Source organism: Falsiroseomonas frigidaquae (genome assembly GCF_012163145.1).
GTDB classification, from domain to species: domain Bacteria; phylum Pseudomonadota; class Alphaproteobacteria; order Acetobacterales; family Acetobacteraceae; genus Falsiroseomonas; species Falsiroseomonas frigidaquae.
This window is the reverse complement of record NZ_JAAVTX010000007.1, coordinates 407,270-424,552: the sequence shown is the minus strand read 5'-3', so window position 1 is coordinate 424,552 and position 17,283 is coordinate 407,270. Positions and strand designations below refer to the sequence as shown.

The 17,283-nt window shown below is 68.9% G+C and carries 15 protein-coding genes and 1 tRNA gene; 7 read left to right on the top strand and 9 right to left on the bottom strand.

Going from position 1 to position 17,283, the window contains the following annotated elements; translation table 11 throughout:
- Window positions 1–9: 9 nt before the first annotated feature.
- Complete coding sequence (locus HB662_RS24670) at window positions 10–930, top strand: LysR family transcriptional regulator (RefSeq protein ID WP_168053866.1); 921 nt, start codon at window positions 10–12, stop codon at window positions 928–930.
- A 165-nt stretch (window positions 931–1,095) separates the two neighbouring features.
- On the opposite strand, the gene HB662_RS24665 is transcribed toward HB662_RS24670, so the two are convergent.
- Complete coding sequence (locus HB662_RS24665) at window positions 1,096–2,019, bottom strand: LysR substrate-binding domain-containing protein (protein WP_168053864.1); 924 nt, start codon at window positions 2,017–2,019, stop codon at window positions 1,096–1,098.
- A 153-nt stretch (window positions 2,020–2,172) separates the two neighbouring features.
- Between HB662_RS24665 and HB662_RS24660 the strand changes: the two genes are divergently transcribed.
- Both HB662_RS24660 and HB662_RS24655 read left to right on the top strand, forming a co-directional pair.
- Window positions 2,173–2,826 (top strand): hydrolase, encoded by a 654-nt coding sequence (locus tag HB662_RS24660; protein WP_168053862.1) that lies wholly within the window; start codon window positions 2,173–2,175, stop codon window positions 2,824–2,826.
- A 132-nt stretch (window positions 2,827–2,958) separates the two neighbouring features.
- On the top strand, window positions 2,959–3,309 hold the full coding sequence (locus HB662_RS24655; protein WP_168053860.1) for an ethanolamine utilization protein: 351 nt from the start codon (window positions 2,959–2,961) through the stop codon (window positions 3,307–3,309).
- A 39-nt stretch (window positions 3,310–3,348) separates the two neighbouring features.
- On the opposite strand, the gene guaA is transcribed toward HB662_RS24655, so the two are convergent.
- From guaA to HB662_RS24635, 4 genes are all read right to left on the bottom strand, one after another.
- Complete coding sequence (gene guaA, locus HB662_RS24650; protein ID WP_168053858.1) at window positions 3,349–4,944, bottom strand: glutamine-hydrolyzing GMP synthase; 1,596 nt, start codon at window positions 4,942–4,944, stop codon at window positions 3,349–3,351.
- An 84-nt stretch (window positions 4,945–5,028) separates the two neighbouring features.
- Window positions 5,029–5,859 (bottom strand): hypothetical protein, encoded by an 831-nt coding sequence (locus HB662_RS24645; protein WP_168053856.1) that lies wholly within the window; start codon window positions 5,857–5,859, stop codon window positions 5,029–5,031.
- A 374-nt stretch (window positions 5,860–6,233) separates the two neighbouring features.
- Window positions 6,234–6,818: a GNAT family N-acetyltransferase gene (locus tag HB662_RS24640; RefSeq protein WP_168053854.1), complete on the bottom strand. Its 585-nt coding sequence runs from the start codon at window positions 6,816–6,818 to the stop codon at window positions 6,234–6,236.
- Window positions 6,815–8,128, bottom strand: a complete 1,314-nt coding sequence (locus tag HB662_RS24635) for an RsmB/NOP family class I SAM-dependent RNA methyltransferase (protein WP_168053852.1) — start codon at window positions 8,126–8,128, stop codon at window positions 6,815–6,817. The genes HB662_RS24640 and HB662_RS24635 overlap by 4 nt, the downstream gene beginning before the upstream one ends.
- Before the next feature lie 286 nt (window positions 8,129–8,414).
- Here HB662_RS24635 and HB662_RS24630 point away from each other — a divergent pair, with 286 nt between their 5' ends.
- Window positions 8,415–8,918 (top strand): peptidase S1, encoded by a 504-nt coding sequence (locus HB662_RS24630; protein WP_168053850.1) that lies wholly within the window; start codon window positions 8,415–8,417, stop codon window positions 8,916–8,918.
- Between the two features lie 118 nt (window positions 8,919–9,036).
- On the opposite strand, the gene guaB is transcribed toward HB662_RS24630, so the two are convergent.
- From guaB to HB662_RS24615, 3 genes are all read right to left on the bottom strand, one after another.
- Entirely contained in the window at window positions 9,037–10,572 is a 1,536-nt protein-coding gene (guaB, locus tag HB662_RS24625) for an IMP dehydrogenase (RefSeq protein WP_168053848.1), read from the bottom strand.
- An 80-nt stretch (window positions 10,573–10,652) separates the two neighbouring features.
- Entirely contained in the window at window positions 10,653–11,345 is a 693-nt protein-coding gene (locus HB662_RS24620) for an RlmE family RNA methyltransferase (RefSeq protein WP_168053846.1), read from the bottom strand.
- Window positions 11,346–11,362: 17 nt separating this feature from the next.
- A complete protein-coding gene (locus HB662_RS24615) occupies window positions 11,363–12,505 on the bottom strand; it encodes a Ppx/GppA phosphatase family protein (protein ID WP_168053844.1) in 1,143 nt (380 codons plus the stop codon).
- A 200-nt stretch (window positions 12,506–12,705) separates the two neighbouring features.
- Here HB662_RS24615 and HB662_RS24610 point away from each other — a divergent pair.
- Window positions 12,706–12,779: transfer RNA gene (locus HB662_RS24610), tRNA-Gln, on the top strand.
- A gap of 80 nt (window positions 12,780–12,859) precedes the next feature.
- On the opposite strand, the gene HB662_RS30005 is transcribed toward HB662_RS24610, so the two are convergent.
- Entirely contained in the window at window positions 12,860–15,289 is a 2,430-nt protein-coding gene (locus HB662_RS30005; RefSeq protein ID WP_168053842.1) for a PAS domain-containing protein, read from the bottom strand.
- Window positions 15,290–15,531: 242 nt separating this feature from the next.
- On the opposite strand from HB662_RS30005, the gene HB662_RS24600 reads away from it, so the two are divergent.
- Complete coding sequence (locus tag HB662_RS24600) at window positions 15,532–15,915, top strand: arsenate reductase (protein ID WP_168053840.1); 384 nt, start codon at window positions 15,532–15,534, stop codon at window positions 15,913–15,915.
- A 56-nt stretch (window positions 15,916–15,971) separates the two neighbouring features.
- Window positions 15,972–17,252: an ArgE/DapE family deacylase gene (locus HB662_RS24595; protein WP_168053838.1), complete on the top strand. Its 1,281-nt coding sequence runs from the start codon at window positions 15,972–15,974 to the stop codon at window positions 17,250–17,252.
- Window positions 17,253–17,283: the final 31 nt, after the last annotated feature.

Below are 17,283 nucleotides of genomic sequence, written 5' to 3'. Positions count from 1 at the left end.
ACTCATGCCATGAAGGAACAAATGGGGCTGGAGCGGCTGACCGGGCTGATCGCCTTCGCGCGCGCCGGGTCCCTGGGCAGCTACACCGCCGCCGCCCGGTCCCTGGCAATCTCGCCCTCCGCCGTCAGCAAGAGCGTGCAGCGGCTGGAGCGCCATCTGGGCGTGTCCCTCTTCACCCGCACGACCCGCGCCCTGGCGCTGACGCCGGAGGGGCGGGATCTGCATGAGCGCGCGCTGCGTCTGCTGCGCGATGCGGAGGAGATCGAGCAGGCGGCGATGACGGCGCGGGCGGAGCCCTCCGGTACCTTGCGGATCGCCGCGCCGCTGCCCATCGGCCTGCATGTCCTGGCGCCCGCGCTGCCGGCCTTCCGCCGGCTTCACCCAGGGGTGCGGGTTGATCTGCGCCTGAGCGACCGGATCGTCGACCTCATCGAGGAGGGGATCGACATCGCCATCCGTATCGGTGACCTGACGGATTCGCGGCTGCTGTCGCGCAGCCTGGCGCCGCACCTTCTCTGCTGCTTCGCCTCCCCCGCCTATCTCGCCGCGCGCGGCACGCCGATCCACCCGGATGAGCTGGAGGGGCATGAGACCGTCACCCTGCGCTACCAGAGCTCGGGCGAGACGCTGCGCTGGCCCTTCCGCATTGGCGAGCGCCTGGTCCAGATCGTGCCGCCATCCGGCATCGTGGTGGATGCCAGCGACGCGCTGGTGGCAACGCTCGTGGCCGGCGGCGGCATCGGCCTCAGCGCCAGCTTTATCGCGGCACCTCATGTCGCGCGCGGGGAGCTGGTGCCGGTGCTGCAGGGCTTCGCCGTCGAGCGGCACAACATCACGGCGCTTTGGCCTGAAAGCCGCCGCGCCAACCCGGCGGTGCGTGCCTTCCTGACCCTGTTGCAGCAGGTCTTCCGCGACCGGATGGCGGGATGAGGCTCGGGCTGCGGTGCTGGGCACCCAGCCGCAGGGGGATCGGGGTGCGCGCGGCATGCGGCGTGACCGCCGGCGTGGACGTCAACCGGAGCCGGCGGTCCCGCAGGGCCTTTGCCGCGCGTGGCGAAGCGGCGGAGTTGCCTGAGCTGCTGACGCAGCGATCGATCAGGTCACGCTGGCCGTAGAGCAGCCTGGCGGGCGATCAGCCCCCCAAAGATCCGGATTGCGCCTGATATGGGCGGCCAGCAGCTCGGTGAGCACCCGCACCTTCCGCGAGGCATGCTGGCCCGGCGGACGGACGACATAGAGGCCCCCCGGCGGGACCGGATACCGCGTCATGACCGGGACCAGCGCGCCCGAGGCGATGTAGGGGTGGATGATGCAATCCGGCAACCAGGCGAGGCCGAGGCCGGCGGCCGCCGCGGCGGCGAGCGCCGTGGCGCTGTCGGCCTTGAACCTGCCCTGCGGCTGGACCGTGACAATCCTGCTGCCGTCCAGGAACTGCCAGGCTTCCACGCCCTGCATGAGCGCCTGGTGGGCGGTGAGTTCGTCCGGCGTCTCGGGTGCGCCATGCGTGGCGATGTAGGTCGGGCTGGCGACGAGCTTGCCATGGAGCGGCCCGACGCGCTGCGCAATGAGGTTGGAATCCGCGAGATAGGCGCCGCGGATTGCGCAATCGAAGCCCTCCGCGACGAGATCGACGAAGCGATCGCTGAAGGAGGTGTGGATCTGGAGTTGCGGATGCTGGCGCGCCATCTCCGAGAGGACCGGGGCGAGGTGGGTGGGGCCGAAGGTCAGCGGCATGGCGACCCTCAGCCGGCCGCGCAGCGCGCCGCCCGGGGCGATGGCGTCCCGCGCCGTGTCGATCTCGGCCGTGGCGCGCGCCGCATGCGCCCTGAAGGTGATCCCCGCTTCCGTGAGCGCGGCGCCGCGGGTCGTGCGGGCAAGAAGCTGAACGCCGAGTTCGGCCTCGACCCGCAGAAGCCGCCGGCTGACGATCGACTTCGCGAGGCCCAGCCGGCGGGCGGCAGGCGAGACACCCCCCGCATCGGCGATGGCGACGAAGGTCTGCAGATCCTCGATATCCACCTGGCGTTCCCCGTTCCGCGACACCGCTGCGCTGCCGACGGCGCTACCCCATCGCCGGAAGGGACAGCAAGTTGCGGCGAGGCAGCGTCGCCCACCGGTGGCCGCCTGGCCTCAACCCAAAGCCCTGCATGACCGCAGAGAAAGGACATCGTGATGACCCTTCGCAACGGCCTGGATTCGCTTCTCCGTCCCGAGGATTCGGTCCTCGTCCTGATCGACCACCAGCCCTACCAGCTGGCCAACCTGAACAGCCATGAGCCGCAGATGGTGGTCAACAACGCCACGGCGCTCGCCAAGGCCGCCAAGGCCTTCGGGGTTCCGACGATCCTGACCAGCGTGATCGCGGACCGGGGCGGGCTGATCTTCCCGCAGATCACCGATGTATTCCCCGGCCAGGAGGTGATCGACCGCACCTTCATCAATACCTGGCAGGACCTGAAGGTGGTCGATGCGGTCAAGGCGACCGGCCGCAAGCAACTGATCATCGCCGGCCTCTGGACCGAGGTCTGCGTCGCCATGCCCGCTATCCAGGCCCTCGGTGAAGGCTGGGATGTGACGGTCGTCACCGATGCCTCGGGCGGCACTTCGGTCGAAGCGCATCAGGTTGCGATCCAGCGCATGATCACGGCTGGCGCGAACATGATGACCTGGATGGCGGTCGCGGCCGAATGGCAGCGCGACTGGGCACGCACGGAACATGCCGCCGAGCTTACCGGATTGCTGGTGCAGCATGCCGCTGGCAGCGGCATTGCCTTCCTGTGGGAGCAGCAGCTCCTCAACACCCCGGTGCCGCGCGCCGCGGGGTAGCTCCGGCGGGCATCGCGGCATCGTGCCGGCAACGGGCGCCGCTCATCCTGGAACCCGGCTGCCCTTGCCGCTGTTCGGCAGGCCCGGGGGCCTGCCGGCTGCGGGGACCTCACTCACAAGGGGAGATCGTCCATGCCCGTTCACAAATTCGCCCTGGCCGACGCGCAACTCGAACGCTCACCGGGCCAGGATGCCGACATCTTCGCCGGCAATGTCCTCGACCAGCGGCACGGCGGCCCGGTGACGATCGGCTTCGGGCGCTACGGGCCCAGCCAGGCCCTGGAGGAGACCATGGCCGTGCATGACACGATGGTGATCCTTCAAGGCCGGATCACCGTCGCCGACGCGGGCGGATCCGTCACCGCCGGACCGGGCGAGATCATCGCCATGCAGAAGGGCGACAGGGTGACGATCCGGTCGCATGAGGAGGGCGCCGTGACGGCCTATGTCACCTATCCACACTGGCAACAGCCGGAAGGATGACGGGCGCCACGACCGGGCCGCTGCCAGCGTCGCTCCGCCTCATTCCCACTCGATGGTGCCGGGCGGCTTGCTGGTGATGTCGTAGGTCACGCGGTTGATGCCGCGCACCTCGTTCACGATGCGGCCGGCGACGCGGGTCAGGAATTCCATGCTGAACGGATAGACATCCGCCGTCATGCCGTCCGTGCTGGTCACGGCACGCAGCGCGCAGGCGCTGTCATAGGTGCGGCCATCGCCCATCACGCCCACCGTCCGCACCGGCAGCAGCACCGCGAAGGCCTGCCAGATGGCGTCGTACAGGCCGGCGTTGCGGATTTCCTCCAGGTAGATGGTATCGGCGTGGCGCAGGATGTCCGCCTTCTCCTTGGTCACCTCGCCGGGGATGCGGATGGCGAGGCCCGGCCCGGGGAAGGGGTGGCGGCCGACGATCGTCTCGGGAATGCCGAGCTCGCGGCCGAGCACCCGGACCTCGTCCTTGAACAGGTCGCGCAGCGGCTCCACCAGCTTCATCCGCATGCCCTCGGGCAGGCCGCCGACATTGTGGTGCGACTTGATCGTCACGCTGGGACCGCCGGTGGCGGAGACGCTCTCGATCACGTCGGGGTAGAGCGTGCCCTGGGCCAGGAAGTCGGCGCCGCCGATCTTCTGCTGTTCCTCCTCGAACACCTCAATGAACAGGCGGCCGATCGTCTTGCGCTTCTTCTCGGGGTCGGTGACGCCCGAAAGCTGGCCGAGGAACAGGTCCGTGGCGTCCCGGTGCACCAGCTTGATGTTGAAGCGGTCGCGGAAGGTGGAAACCACCTGTTCGGATTCATTGGCCCGCATCAACCCGTGATCGACATAGATGCAGGTGAGCTGGTCGCCGATCGCCTCATGCAGCAGCACCGCGGCGACGGAGGAATCGACGCCACCCGACAGCCCGCAGATCACGCGGCCCGAACCGACCTGCGCCCGGATCTTCTCGATCATCTCGGCGCGGAAGGCGCCCATGGTCCAGTCGCCGGAGCAGCCGCAGACGATGTGCGAAAAATTCTTCAGCAGGGCGGCGCCATGCGGCGTGTGCACCACTTCAGGGTGGAACATGGTGCCGTAGTAGCGGCGTTCGTCATTGGCGATGACGGCGAAGGGCGCGCCCTCGCTCGCGGCCACCACGCGGAAGCCATCCGGCAGCTTGGTGATGCGGTCGCCATGGCTCATCCACACCTGTTCCCGGGCGCCCTTGGCCCAGACCCCCTGGGTGATGGCGCAGTCGCCGGTCACGTCGATATGGGCGCGGCCGAATTCGCGCAGATGCCCGCCTTCCACCGTGCCGCCGAGCTGATGCGCCATGACCTGCTGGCCGTAGCAGATGCCGAGGATCGGCAGGCCCATCTCGAACACCGCATCCGGGGCGCGGGGGCTGCCTTCCTCCATCACGCTGGCCGGGCCGCCGGACAGGATGATGCCCTTCGGCGCGAAGGCGCGGATGCGGGCATCGGGCGCTGCGTTGAACGGCCAGACCTCGCAATACACGCCGGATTCCCGCAGGCGGCGCGCGATGAGCTGCGTCACCTGGCTGCCGAAATCGAGGATCAGGATCCGGTCGTGATGCTGCGCGAGCGGGGTGGAAGCGGCATCGGGGGCGGCTTGTGTCATGGCGCCTAACAGCACAGGGGCGCCGAATCGACAAGCCGTTTTGAGCGCCCGCCGGTCGACCATTCCTAGGAGCCCGAGGCGATGCTACGATGCAATATGCTTGCTAATGTCGAAATTTATCTCGTTAAATTGTTGGGCTTTTGCTGGATCGAAGCCGTACGCCCCATTTTTTCCTGCTGAATAAGGCGTTGCATATTTTACGGTGACATTTTCCTTGGATAGTGGCGACGCATCATACATGACGCCAAAATACAGCTGAAAATAATAAAAATTGCCAGACTTCGAAATTCCATCTAGTGGGAAAACGCGCCCTCGTCGAATTTTGTGCTTTTCTCCTGGCGCGAGAGTGTTGGTTCCGTTCACTTTACGAAATTTCCTCATGCAGTCTGTCAATTTCGTAAAATTGCCGACACTATCGTTGTCAAACGCGCTTGAGAGTTCATCGTGAAATAAGTAATGGGTGGCGGGAGATTTTCCGACATTTTCGATGGTTGCGTCGTAATAAATAGTAATTTTATCATCATTAAATTCAAGTGCCCGTGCTGTGATGTCTCGCATAACTATCCACGCACGGACTTCCGCAATGTGGCCATCGAGGGCGATTCGATTGGCTTCCTTGGCGGCCTCGTTGGCTTCTGCTGCCTTTGCCAAAGCGTTTTCGGTATATGCTAAAGAGTTCCTCGCAACGCTAGAGGACTCGTGAGCTGCATGAGCTGCCTGCCTCGCAAAATAGGCTGCAGCAACTGCCGCAGCCATTGTTGTGAAGCTGAACAGGAGACCAAATACTGCGATGGCAGTCTGTCTAAATGATAAAGCAAGGTTTGCTTCGGAGGCATCGGCTGAGCGGCGTTGTTGTATGAGATCATTGATTGTGATCCGGTGTTGCTCAGCAGCGTCATGGCAAGCAGCAAGCATCTGGTGGCTGCTGGCCTCTGCTAAAATTTGAAGGTTTTCAGGCCGACAATCGTGGCCTCCGGGAATAGATCTCGTTTTCTAGTTGCAGGCTGCTTACGCCTGTTATGTGGGGCTCGTTCGGATAAAGTGCCCAGCCAAGAGTTAGTGCAACTATAATGATGCTAAAACAAAACAATAATTCATTTGATTGGTTGCGCATTGCGTATTGAAGCCTCTTCAGCCGCACCGTAGATGAAATTTGCCGCTTGAATGCTTGCGTGCTGCCGCCGCGATAGTGGTGCCCGCTTAGTGGCGCCAGCTAATTGAAGCCGTCACTTCGCGGTTGCGACGATCCCAAAGCTGCTAAGAATATCTAGGTGATTCTTACGGGGAAATTAGCCGTCCTCGCGCAGCCGTCCCTCGGGCACCGGGGCGGTGGCGGCCAGCAGCGTGTCGATCGGGTCCCACAGCAGCGCGATCTGCTCGACACCCTGGCCGGCCACGCGAATCGCCTCCCGCATCGCGATGCGGCCGCCGAGGTGGCGGTAGAAGAAGCGGCTGGGGTTTTCCTCCAGCACCCAGGCCATGGCGGAATTGCAGCCGATGGCCCGCAGATGCGCCGCCATCGCCCGCATCAGCCGCCTGCCGCAGCCACGCTCCCGGTAATCATCCAGGACATACAGGGTTTCAACCTCGCCTTCCGCCAGGCCGCGGCGCCGGGCGCGGCCGCCGGAGGCGAAGCCCACCACCTGCGGCGTGCCGGCCTCCGCGGCTTCCGGCGCCGCGGTGGCGACGAACACCGCATGGCCTTCCCGCCGGTCCAGGATGGCGCGGTGGTAGAAGCCGGCGAGCCGGGGTTCGGAGAGTTCCGCCAGGTAGCCATCCCGCAGGATGCCGGCATAGGCGCTGCGCCAGGCCGCGACATGCACCGCGGCGATCGCCGCGGCATCGCCCGGCCGGGCGCGGCGGATGGAGATCATGAAGGGTGCCTTTGGAGCACCGCGGCGAAGAAGCCATCGGTACCGTGGCTGCCGGGCGACAGCGCCATGTAGGGGCCCGGCCCGGGCGCCGCCACGTCCGGGCGCAGCGCGTCCCAGACCTCGGTGAAGGGCACCGCGGTGAAGTCCTGGTGGCGTTCCAGGAAGGCCGCCATCTGCATTTCGTCCTCCTCGGGCAGCAGCGAACAGGTAGCGTAGACCAGCCTTCCGCCCGGGCGCACCAATTCAGATGCGTCATCCAGGATCATTGCCTGCTTCAGCACCAGCTCCGCCAGATCGCGGCCATTGGTGCGGATGCGGGCATCCGGGTTGCGGCGCCAGGTGCCGGTCCCGGTGCAGGGGGCATCGACCAGGACGCGGTCGAATTTCCGCGAGTTCCGCTTCCGCCACTTGTCGCCGGAGGTGAGCAGGTGGCGCTCCGCATTGTTCACGTCGGCGCGGCGCAGGCGGCGGCCGGCACCCTCCAGCCGGGCGGCGGAGGTGTCGCAGGCCACGATATGACCCTTGTTGGCCATGGTGGCGGCAATCGCCAAGGTCTTGCCCGCGGCGCCGGCGCAGAAATCGGCGACCCGCATGCCGGGCCGCGCATCGGTCAGCAGCGCGACAAGCTGGCTGCCCTCGTCCTGCACCTCGATCAGCCCTTCCAGGAAGGCCTTGGTGGCGGAGACCGGGCGGCGGTCGGCGATCCGCATGCCCCAGGGGGATAGCGGGGTGGGGGTGGCGGCGATTCCCTCCGCCGCCAGGGCGGCCAGCGCCGCCTCCCGCGTCACCTTCAGCAGGTTGGCGCGGAGATCCAGCGGCGCCGCCTCCTCCATCGCCGCGGCCTCCTCGGCCAGGCTGTCGCCGAAGCGGGTGACGAGGCCCGGCATCGCCCATTCCGGCAGGTTCAGCCGCGGCCCGTCCGGCATGCGCGGCAGCACCAGCGGCCGCCCGGCAAGCTTGCCCAGCAGGGCGCATTCCTCCTCCACCAGGGGGGAGGCGGCGAAGCGCTCGCCGGAGAAGTTCTGGTCGACGCCATCCACCGACCAGCCTTCGGCCAGGATCAGGTGCGCGCCGAGCAGCAGGCGGGCGGAGGGGCTGGCGATGCCCATTTCGGAAAAGTGCCAGGCGAGCCGCAGCCGCTGGCGGATCGCGCCCCAGGCGCGCTCCGAGACGTTCCGCCGGTCCGAGCCGCCGATGTAGCGGCGGGCACGGAAGAAATCATTGGCGATGGCATCCGCGGGGCGGCGGGGGGAGGCTTCGACGGCTGAGAGCAGGTCGATGGCGGCGGACAGGCGGGCGGCGGGGGTCATGTGGAAATCCGGGCGGGCCGCGGCGCCTGGGGCGCGGGGCGGACGCGGGCAGGGGGTGGCGCGCCGGGGTTCCGGCCGCGAGGGGATGGCGGGCAGGGGGCACTTTCCCCGGCTGAAGCCGTAGACCTACCATAGCTGGTTGGCGCCATCTTCGCGATGCCGCGCTTCCGTCACCGTTGCAGCATGATTTTTGTGTCAGCTTGTTTCGCCCGGGTGGGCCGCCTGCGCGGTTTCCGGCTAGCCTGTGCAATACCGCATCAAGCGGTTCGAAGGGGGTCCGACGCCTATGTTCAAATCCGTTCTCGCTGCCGGCGCCGTGCTGGCACTGGTTGCCGGTGGGGCACTGGCCCAGCAGAAAGGCGCGCCGCAGCAGGCCCAGCAGTTCCCGGACTGGCGCGCCCAGCCGCGCTACGCCACCATCAACCTGCGCGCCGGCTTCGAGCCCGACCCGCGCGAGGTGCCGGTGGAGGCAGGTGGCGACCGCGAGGCCACTGGCGTCGGCCCGGATTGCGCCGGCTGGATCGACTTCTCCAAGCCCGACGTGGACCTGAACTACACCTCCGGCCAGTTCCCGCTCTACATCTCCGTCGTCGCCAATACCGACACGACGCTGGTGATGAACGATTCCGCCGGCAACTGGATCTGCAACGACGACCTGGACGGGGTGAACCCGGGCATCGTCATCCAGCGCCCGGCCAGCGGCAACTACAACATCTGGGTCGGCACCTTCGAACGCGGCACGCCGCAGCGCGCGACGCTGCGGATCAGCGAGATCCCGCCCAGCCGCTGAGCCGGGTCCAGAAGCCCTCTTCACCCAGCGGTTCGACGCATGCGTCGAAGGCTGGGTGAGGGGGCCGGACCAGCCGCAGGCGCGTGAAGGCGCCTGCGCCCCCCACCGCTCCGGAAGCTTAGCCTTCCAGCCGGTAGTTCGGTGCCTCGCGCGTCACCGCCACGTCGTGCACATGGCTTTCGCGCAGCCCGGCATTGGTGATGCGGCGGAACTTCGCCCGTGTCTGCAGGTCCGTGATGGTGGCGGCGCCGGTATAGCCCATGGCCGCCCGCAGCCCGCCGACCATCTGGTGGATCACGGTGCCCACCGGGCCCTTGTAGCCGACCCGGCCCTCGACGCCTTCCGGCACCAGCTTCAGCTTGTCCGCGACTTCCGCCTGGAAGTAGCGATCCGCCGAGCCGCGCGCCATGGCGCCCAGGCTGCCCATGCCGCGATAGGATTTGTAGGAGCGGCCCTGGTACAGGAACACCTCGCCCGGCGCCTCGTCCGTGCCGGCGAAGACGCTGCCCATCATCACGCAATCCGCCCCCGCCGCGATCGCCTTGGCGACGTCGCCGGAGGACCGGATGCCACCATCGGCAATCGCCGGCACGCCGCGTTCCCGGCAGGCGGCGGCACTCTCCAGCACCGCGGTCAGCTGCGGCACGCCGACGCCGGCGACGATGCGGGTGGTGCAGATGGAACCCGGCCCGATGCCGATCTTCACCGCATCCGCGCCCGCCTCGATCAGCGCCAGCGCGCCTTCCGGCGTTGCCACATTGCCGGCGATGATCTGCACGGAGTTCGACAGCTTCTTGATTCGCTCCACCGCGCGCAGCACGCCGCCCGAATGGCCATGCGCGGTGTCCACGACGATCACGTCGATATCGGCCGCCACCAGCAGGCCGGCCCGGTGGAAGCCATCCTCGCCGACGCCGATTGCCGCCGCGGTGCGCAGCCGCCCCATCGGGTCCTTCACCGCGCTGGGGTTGGCCTGCGCCTTGTCCATGTCCTTCACGGTGATCAGGCCGACGCAGCGATAGGCCTCGTCCACCACCAGCAGCTTCTCGATGCGGTGCTTGTGCAGCAGCTCCCGCGCCTTGTCCTTGGTAACGTCGGCATCGGCCGTGACCAGGTTTTCTCGCGTCATCAGCTCATAGACCCGCAGGTTCGGGTCGGTGGCGAAGCGGACGTCGCGGTTGGTGATGATGCCGACCAGCCGGCCCGATTCGCGTTCCACCACCGGCACGCCGCTGATGTGGTGGTTTTCCTGCAGGGCCCGGACCTCGGCGAGCGTCTGGTCCGGGTGGATGGTCAGCGGGTTCACCACCATCCCCGACTCGAACTTCTTCACCTGGCGGACCTGGGCCGCCTGCTCCTCCGGCGTCAGGTTCTTGTGGATCACGCCGATGCCGCCGGCCTGGGCCATGGCGATCGCCATGTTGCCTTCCGTCACCGTATCCATCGCTGCCGCGACAAGCGGGATGTTCAGCGAGATCTCACGCGTCAGCCGCGTGCGCGTATCCGTCTCGCTCGGCAGCACGGTGGAGTAGGCCGGTACGAGGAGCACGTCGTCGAAGGCATAGGCTTCCTCGAACCTGGCGCGGAAGGCGGCCTCGCGGTTCGTGGAGGTGCCAGGGGAGGTGGATGGGCTATTCGTGTCTGGGGGCGCCATGGCGGGAACCTCTTTCGATCCGCAACCTTGGCGGCCCCGCCTACACCGTCTCCGGGGTGCGCGTCCATAGCAGCAAGGTGTCAGCCTTGCTTGCCGCCCCGAAAGCCGGTCGCCACCACATACAGTTCCGCGCTGTCCTTGCGGCTGGCGGGCGGCTTGGCGTGGCGCACCACGACGAAGTCGCGCTTCAGCGTGGCGAGGAATTCCTTCTCGGACCCGCCGGCCAGCACCTTGGTGACGAAGCCACCGCCCGGCGCCAGCACCCGTCCGGCGAAATCCAGCGCGATCTCGGCCAGCGCCATGATGCGGAGGTGGTCGGTGGCGTTGTGGCCGGTGGTGTTCGGCGCCATGTCGGACATCACCAGGTCCGCCTGGCCGGCCAGGGCCGCCAAGACGCGCTGTTCCGCCTCGGCATCCTGGAAATCGCCCTGCATCAGGATGGCGCCCGGAATCGGCTCCACCACCAGCAGATCGATGCCCACCACCCGGCCGGCGCCACGCGCCAGTGCCACCTGGGTCCAGCCACCGGGCGCCGCGCCGAGGTCCACCACGCGGGACCCAGGCTTCAGCATGTGGAACTTGTCGTCCATCTGTTCCAGCTTGAAGGCGGCGCGGGACCGCAGGCCGCGGGCCTTCGCCTCCTTCACATAGGGGTCGTTCAACTGCCGCTCCAGCCAGCGCTGGCTGCCGATGGTGCGGCCCTTGGCGGTGCGAAGGCGGTCGGCGAGCTGGCGGGTGTTGGATTTGCCAGGAGGTGCGGGGGGCTTGGCCATTGGCGGGCTTTACGCCCTCAGGCGCAGCCCTGCCAGGGCGGCCTTGGAATCCGGCGCGGTTGCTGCCCATCGGATGGCATCCGATCCGGCCGCATCCGGTCCAGGCGCATCAGGCGCAGCAGGATGCCCTCCCGCAAGCCGCGATCAGCCACGGTCAGGCGCGGCACCGGCCAGACCCGGCGGATGGCGGCATAGACGGCGCAGCCCGGAAGTACGAAATCCACCCGCTCCGGCCCGACGCAGGGATGCGCCGCCAGCCCGTCGCGGCCCAGCGCGAACAGGTCGCCCAGCGCCTGGTCGGCGACGCAGGCTTCCAGCACCTGGCCATCGACCAGCAGGCGGCGATAGCGCGGCAGCGCCATGGCGACGCCGGCCAGGGTGGTGACGGTGCCGGAGGTGCCCATCAGCCGCACCCCGCCGGCGCGGATTTCCTGGCCGATGCAATGCACCGCATCGAAGCCGCGCAGCCGCGCCGCCACTTCATCCACCACCGCGTGGAAGCCGGCCTCCGTGAAGCAGGACGGGCCGCAGCGCTCGGACAGGGTGACGACGCCGACCGGCACGGAGATGGTGCCGATCAGCTCCGGCACCCGGCGGCCCGGATGGATCCGGATCCAGGCGATCTCGGTGGAGCCGCCGCCGATATCGAACAGCAGCGCCCGGCGGTCGCCGGCCTCCAGCAGCGGGGCGCAGCTTTCCATCGCCAGCTCCGCTTCCTCCCGCGCCGAGATGATGCGCAGGCGCAGACCCGTCTCGGCCTCGACCCGCGCGATGAAGGCGGGGCCGTTGCCGGCCCGGCGGCAGGCCTCGGTGGCCACCGCCTGCAGGCCGCGCACCGGGCGGCGGGCCAGCTTGTTGGCGCAGGCGTGCAGCGCCGTCAGCGCCCGGTCCATCGCCGCATCGGAGAGCCGGCCGGTGGCGCCGAGTCCCTCGCCCAGCCGCACGATGCGGGAGAAGCTGTCGATCACCCGGAACCCCGCATGCGCGGCGGCCCCGTGCGGCGTGCCGATCAGCAGGCGGCAATTATTCGTGCCGAGATCGAGCGCGGCGAAGGCGCCCGAGGCCGGATTCGGCTGCCATCCCGGCAGCCGGACGCCCGCATCGCCCGGTGGGGCGGCGCTGGGGGCCGGCTGGAAGGGGAGGGGCGCGTCGTCTGGCATGGCCTTCGATAGATGGGTTGCCGGTCGGGCAATCCCCAGCCCCCGGTGGTGTCCCGGAGGCATGCAGGCGCCCATCGGCATGATCCGGCGGGTAGGCGACAGGGGCAAGGCATTTCACTGCGCAGGCATGGTTGCCTGCCTCGAAATCGCATGCTAGTTCGCCGCTCCCGACGGTTACGGCGAAAGCCGGGCCGCCTCGGTGGGGGATAGTTTAACGGTAGAACTCCCGACTCTGACTCGGGCAGTCTTGGTTCGAATCCAGGTCCCCCAGCCACTTCGGTGGCCCCTCCGGCGCCAGTAACCCAGGCGCGCTTCCCAGCGGCTCAGACCCTCGGCGTTCAGACCCCCAGCGGCTCAGGCCGGCCCGGTCGTTCCCGCCATCAGCACCCGTCCCGTCGGCATCGACAGCGCCACGCACAGCCCATCCGGCGCCCAGCGCCAGTCCACGCGGCCGCCAAGCTGCGATCGGACCGTGCCATCCACGACGCGGAAGCCGAAGCCGCGCCGGCCGGGTGGCGCGGGCATGGCGGGGCCACCGGATTCCGACCACTCCAGCTCCAGCCAGTCCAACTCCAGCCGCCCCGCTTCGGGCCTGGCATTGTCGCGTCCCGGCTGGCCCGGCAGCAGCTGCCAGGTCACGCGCAGCCGGCCGCCGGGGCTGGACAGCGCGCCGTATTTCGTCGCGTTGGTCGCCAGTTCGTGCACCGCCATGGCCAGTGGCTGGATTGCCTCGGCCGCCAGCACCACCGGCGGACCCTGCAGCGTCACACGCGGTGCGCCCGACGCATCGCCATCGGTGCCGCCGCCATCCCCGCCAGCCGGCGCCGCCGACACGAAGGCCGCCAGTGAATCATCCAGCATCGCCCGCAAGGGCGTGCCGGACCAGCTTGTCTCCGACAGCAGCGTCTGGGCGCGGGCCAGCGCATCGATGCGCCCTTCCACGGCGGTGGCGAAATAAGCCGCATCATGCCGCGGCGTCAGGCGGAGCGCCGCCTTCACCACGGCCAGCGCGTTCTTCGCCCGGTGGTCCACTTCCCGCAGCAGCAGGAACTGGCGTTCCTCCGCCAGCCGCCGCTCCGTCACATCGACGGCGCCGCCCACCAGCCAGGCCGGCGCGCCGGTCGCCGGGTCGCGGGTGACCTGGCCACGGTCCCACAGCCAGGCCCAGCCGCCATCGGCGCGGGCCACGCGGTACTCGACGGCGAAGCTGTCCCGCACCGCATCCTCCCGCACCGCGCGGAAGGTGGCCTCGACGCGGCCGCGATCTTCCGGGTGGATACGGGCCACCCACTCCTCGGCGGAGAGGCCAACGGCACCGCCGAGCAGCACATCCGCGCCGCCGGTGCGCTCCACACGGCCCGTCGCGACTTCCCACTCATAGACGAAGCCGGCCATGGCGGCGGTTGCCACGGCGAAGCGTGCCTCCGCCCGGCGGCGCTCGTTGATGTCGATGTCGATGCCCACCAGCGTCGCCGCCCGGCCGTCCTCCGCCGGATAAAGCCGGGCGCGGCAGAGCAGCCAGATCGCCTCCCGCCGCCCGCTCGGCAGGCGGCGGAAGACGCGGAACTCGACGGACATCGTGCCGTCGGCCAGCGCGGTCAGCAGCGCGGCGCGCAGCACCGGGCGGTCCTCCGGGTGCACCACCGCCATGAAGGCGTCGAGCGTGGCGCTGGCGGCGTCCTTCTCATGGTGCAGGCCGAGGAGAGCGAACATCTCCTCGGACCAGCGCAGCCGGCCAGTCTCCGGCTCCCAGGACCAGGACCCGGCGCCGGCCGCCTGCTGGGCCAGGCGCAGCATCGTCTCGCGTTCCCGCAGGTCGCGCGTGCGGCCTTCCACGCGTCGCTCCAGCGCCGCATTGGTGGCCACCAGCGCGCCCTGCCGTCGCAGCACCACGCGCGCCAGCAGCAGCAGCAGCAGTGAGGAGCCGACCGAGAGCAGGGCCTGCGGCGCCACCGCCTGGCGCCAGGCGGCCGCCACGGCGGGCCTCGCACGCGCCGCCGCGGCATAGACCGGCCAGTCCCCGCCGACCCGCCGGAAGGTCCCCACCCGCCCTTCCACACTGAGGCCGGACGGCCGGGTGGCGATGATCCGGGGCACGCCGAGCGCCATCTTTTGCGCCACCGGCGCGCTCAGTTGCAGGCGGGGCGCCTGCGCGGAGCCGCTCTCGAAGCCGGAGGATCGCGCCAGCAGCACCCCATCGGTCCGGACCAGCGCCACCTTGTCCCCCTCCGCGGCGCTGAGCGCGGCGAGTGCCGCGCTGGCAGGCTCCAGGTAGACCGAGGCGACCAGGACGCCGTCATAGTCGCCCTCCGGAACCCCGTTGCCGGTCATGGTGCGGCGTGCGGCGACCGAGAAATAGGGCCGGCGCGTGGTGCGGCCGACATAGATGCCGCTGACATGGGCCCAGCCCGCATCTGGGTCTCGCAACGCCTGGTTGAATTCCCGCGCGCGAATTTCGGGCGCCGGCGCCGGTACCGGCAGCAGGTTGCTGGACACCAGCGCATCGCCGTTGCGGTCATAGGCGAACAGGTAGAAGGCGGCCTGCTCCGCCGGCTCCCGCTCCGTCGTGATGGCGGCGAGGGCGGCATGCAGTTCCACCTCCCGCGCCCTGATCTCGGCATCGCTCAGGCCGGTCAGCAGCTCATTGGCGCGTTGCAGCCGCAGCACCTGGCCTTCCAGCAGGCGGCGCGCATATTCGGCGGCGGCGTCGGCGGTGCGTGTGACCTCCACCTCCGCGCCACGCCAGGCCGATTCCCAGCTTCGCCAGGCGGACACGGCAAACACCAGCAGCGGCGCCAGAACGGCCGCGGCCAGCCCCCAATGCAGCGGCGACAGGCGCCGCGGCCCGCGATCTCCGGCCGGGGTCAGCTGCGGCGGCTTGGATGCCGCTTCTTGGCTTGGCGCAGCCTGATACAAAAAATGATCCGTTCGTTGTAATCTGGTGCGAGGGGGAAAACCCTCCGCGGCTGGTCTTGGCGACTCACGATCGAGTGAAGCAGAACGCCCTGGCAACTAGGAAGACGCATATGGTCGAAGATGTGATCCTATACGGTATCAGCAACTGCGACACCGTGAAGAAGGCGCGCCGCTGGCTGGAGGGGCAGGGGGTGCCCCACGCCTTCCATGACTACCGTAAAATCGGCGTCCCGGCCGGGCTGCTGGAGGCATGGGCGGCGATGGCCGGCTGGACCGCCCTGCTGAACCGCGCCGGCACCACCTTCCGCAAGCTGCCGGAGCCGGAGCGGGAGGGGCTGGACGAGGCGCGCGCCATCGCGCTGATGCGTGCCCACCCCGCATTGATCAAGCGCCCCGTGGTGCCCCGCGCCGGCGGCCTGCTGATCGGCTTCAAGCCGGAAACCTATGCGGCGGCCTTCGGCGGCATATCCGGCGACACCAGCGGCGCTGCATGACTTGACGCGACGCAGCATGGCGCGGACCGTTCGGGCTGACCTCACAGGATTGCCCCATGCCCGACGCCGCCCTGCTGGACCGCCTGCGCAACGCCGTGGAAGCGGGCTTCGCGCGCGAGACCGAGTTCCTGCAGGAACTGGTGCGCTTCCCCAGCCTGCGTGGGCGGGAGGCGCCGCTGCAGGACTGGTTCGCCCGGCAGATGGCGACGCGTGGCTATGGCGTGGACCGATTCAGCCTGGCCGATGTGCCGGCGCATCCGAAGACCGCGCCGATGGTCGATGCCGACCCCGCCGCCAGCATCCAGGTGGTCGCCACGCACCGGCCGGCCAATCCCAGCGGCCGCAGCCTGATCCTGCAGGGCCATATCGACGTGGTGCCGGAAGGCCCGCATGAGATGTGGACCCACCCGCCCTATGCCGCGGTGATCCGCGACGGCTGGATGTATGGCCGCGGCGCGCATGACATGAAGGCCGGCGTCGCCGCCATGGTCTTCGCCATGGACGCGATCCGAGAGGCCGGGCTGGAGCCGGCCGCCGATGTCTACCTGCAGACGGTGACGGAGGAGGAAAGCACCGGTAATGGCGCGCTTGCCACGCTGCTGCGCGGCTACCGCGCCGATGCCGCGCTGATCCCGGAACCCACCGCCCATTCCATCACCCGCGCGCAGACCGGCACCATCTGGTTCCGGCTGAAGGTGCGTGGTGTGCCGGTGCATGTGATGGTGGCGCAGGATGGCAGCAACGCCATCATGTCCGCCTATGCGCTGATCAACGCGCTGTACGCCCATACCAAGGCGCTGAACCAGGCCGGCCGCGACAATGCCTGGTACGGCACCACGCCGGACCCGATCAAGTTCAACCCGGGCATCATCCGTGGCGGCGACTGGGCTTCCTCGACCCCCGCCTGGTGCGAGGTGGATTGCCGCATCGGCCTGCTGCCCGGCACCACGCCGGAGGAAGCGATGGCCGGCGTGGAGCGCGCGGTGCGGGAAGCCGCGAAGGGCGACGCCTTCCTCGCCAACAATCCGCCCGAGATCACTTTTCACGGCTTCCAGACCGACCCCTATGTGCTGGAGCCAGGGTCCGAGGCGGAAGCGGTCCTCGCCGCCGCGCATGCCGCCGTGCATGGCGGAGAGATGCCGGCGCGGCTGTCCACCGCGGTCAATGACACGCGGTATTACGGCCTGTACTTCGCCATTCCCGGCCTGTGCTACGGCCCGAAGGGAGAGATGGCGCACGGCTTCGACGAGCGCACCTCGCTGGCGGACCTGAAGACCTGCACGCTGACCATCGCCGCCTTCATCGCCGATTGGTGCGGCGTGCGGCCGCGCGGCTGAGCGGCGGGCGGCGCCACCAGATGGCGTCGCC

Bases quoted from the DNA above. Each gene is read 5' to 3' on its own strand.
- HB662_RS24670 (WP_168053866.1), top strand. From the start codon at position 10: ATGAAGGAACAAATGGGGCTGGAGCGGCTGACCGGGCTGATCGCCTTC.
- HB662_RS24660 (WP_168053862.1), top strand. From the start codon at position 2,173: ATGACCCTTCGCAACGGCCTGGATTCGCTTCTCCGTCCCGAGGATTCG.
- HB662_RS24655 (WP_168053860.1), top strand. From the start codon at position 2,959: ATGCCCGTTCACAAATTCGCCCTGGCCGACGCGCAACTCGAACGCTCA.
- guaA (WP_168053858.1), bottom strand. From the start codon at position 4,944: ATGACACAAGCCGCCCCCGATGCCGCTTCCACCCCGCTCGCGCAGCAT.
- HB662_RS24645 (WP_168053856.1), bottom strand. From the start codon at position 5,859: ATGCTTGCTGCTTGCCATGACGCTGCTGAGCAACACCGGATCACAATC.
- HB662_RS24640 (WP_168053854.1), bottom strand. From the start codon at position 6,818: ATGATCTCCATCCGCCGCGCCCGGCCGGGCGATGCCGCGGCGATCGCC.
- HB662_RS24635 (WP_168053852.1), bottom strand. From the start codon at position 8,128: ATGACCCCCGCCGCCCGCCTGTCCGCCGCCATCGACCTGCTCTCAGCC.
- HB662_RS24630 (WP_168053850.1), top strand. From the start codon at position 8,415: ATGTTCAAATCCGTTCTCGCTGCCGGCGCCGTGCTGGCACTGGTTGCC.
- guaB (WP_168053848.1), bottom strand. From the start codon at position 10,572: ATGGCGCCCCCAGACACGAATAGCCCATCCACCTCCCCTGGCACCTCC.
- HB662_RS24620 (WP_168053846.1), bottom strand. From the start codon at position 11,345: ATGGCCAAGCCCCCCGCACCTCCTGGCAAATCCAACACCCGCCAGCTC.
- HB662_RS24615 (WP_168053844.1), bottom strand. From the start codon at position 12,505: ATGCCAGACGACGCGCCCCTCCCCTTCCAGCCGGCCCCCAGCGCCGCC.
- HB662_RS24600 (WP_168053840.1), top strand. From the start codon at position 15,532: ATGGTCGAAGATGTGATCCTATACGGTATCAGCAACTGCGACACCGTG.
- HB662_RS24595 (WP_168053838.1), top strand. From the start codon at position 15,972: ATGCCCGACGCCGCCCTGCTGGACCGCCTGCGCAACGCCGTGGAAGCG.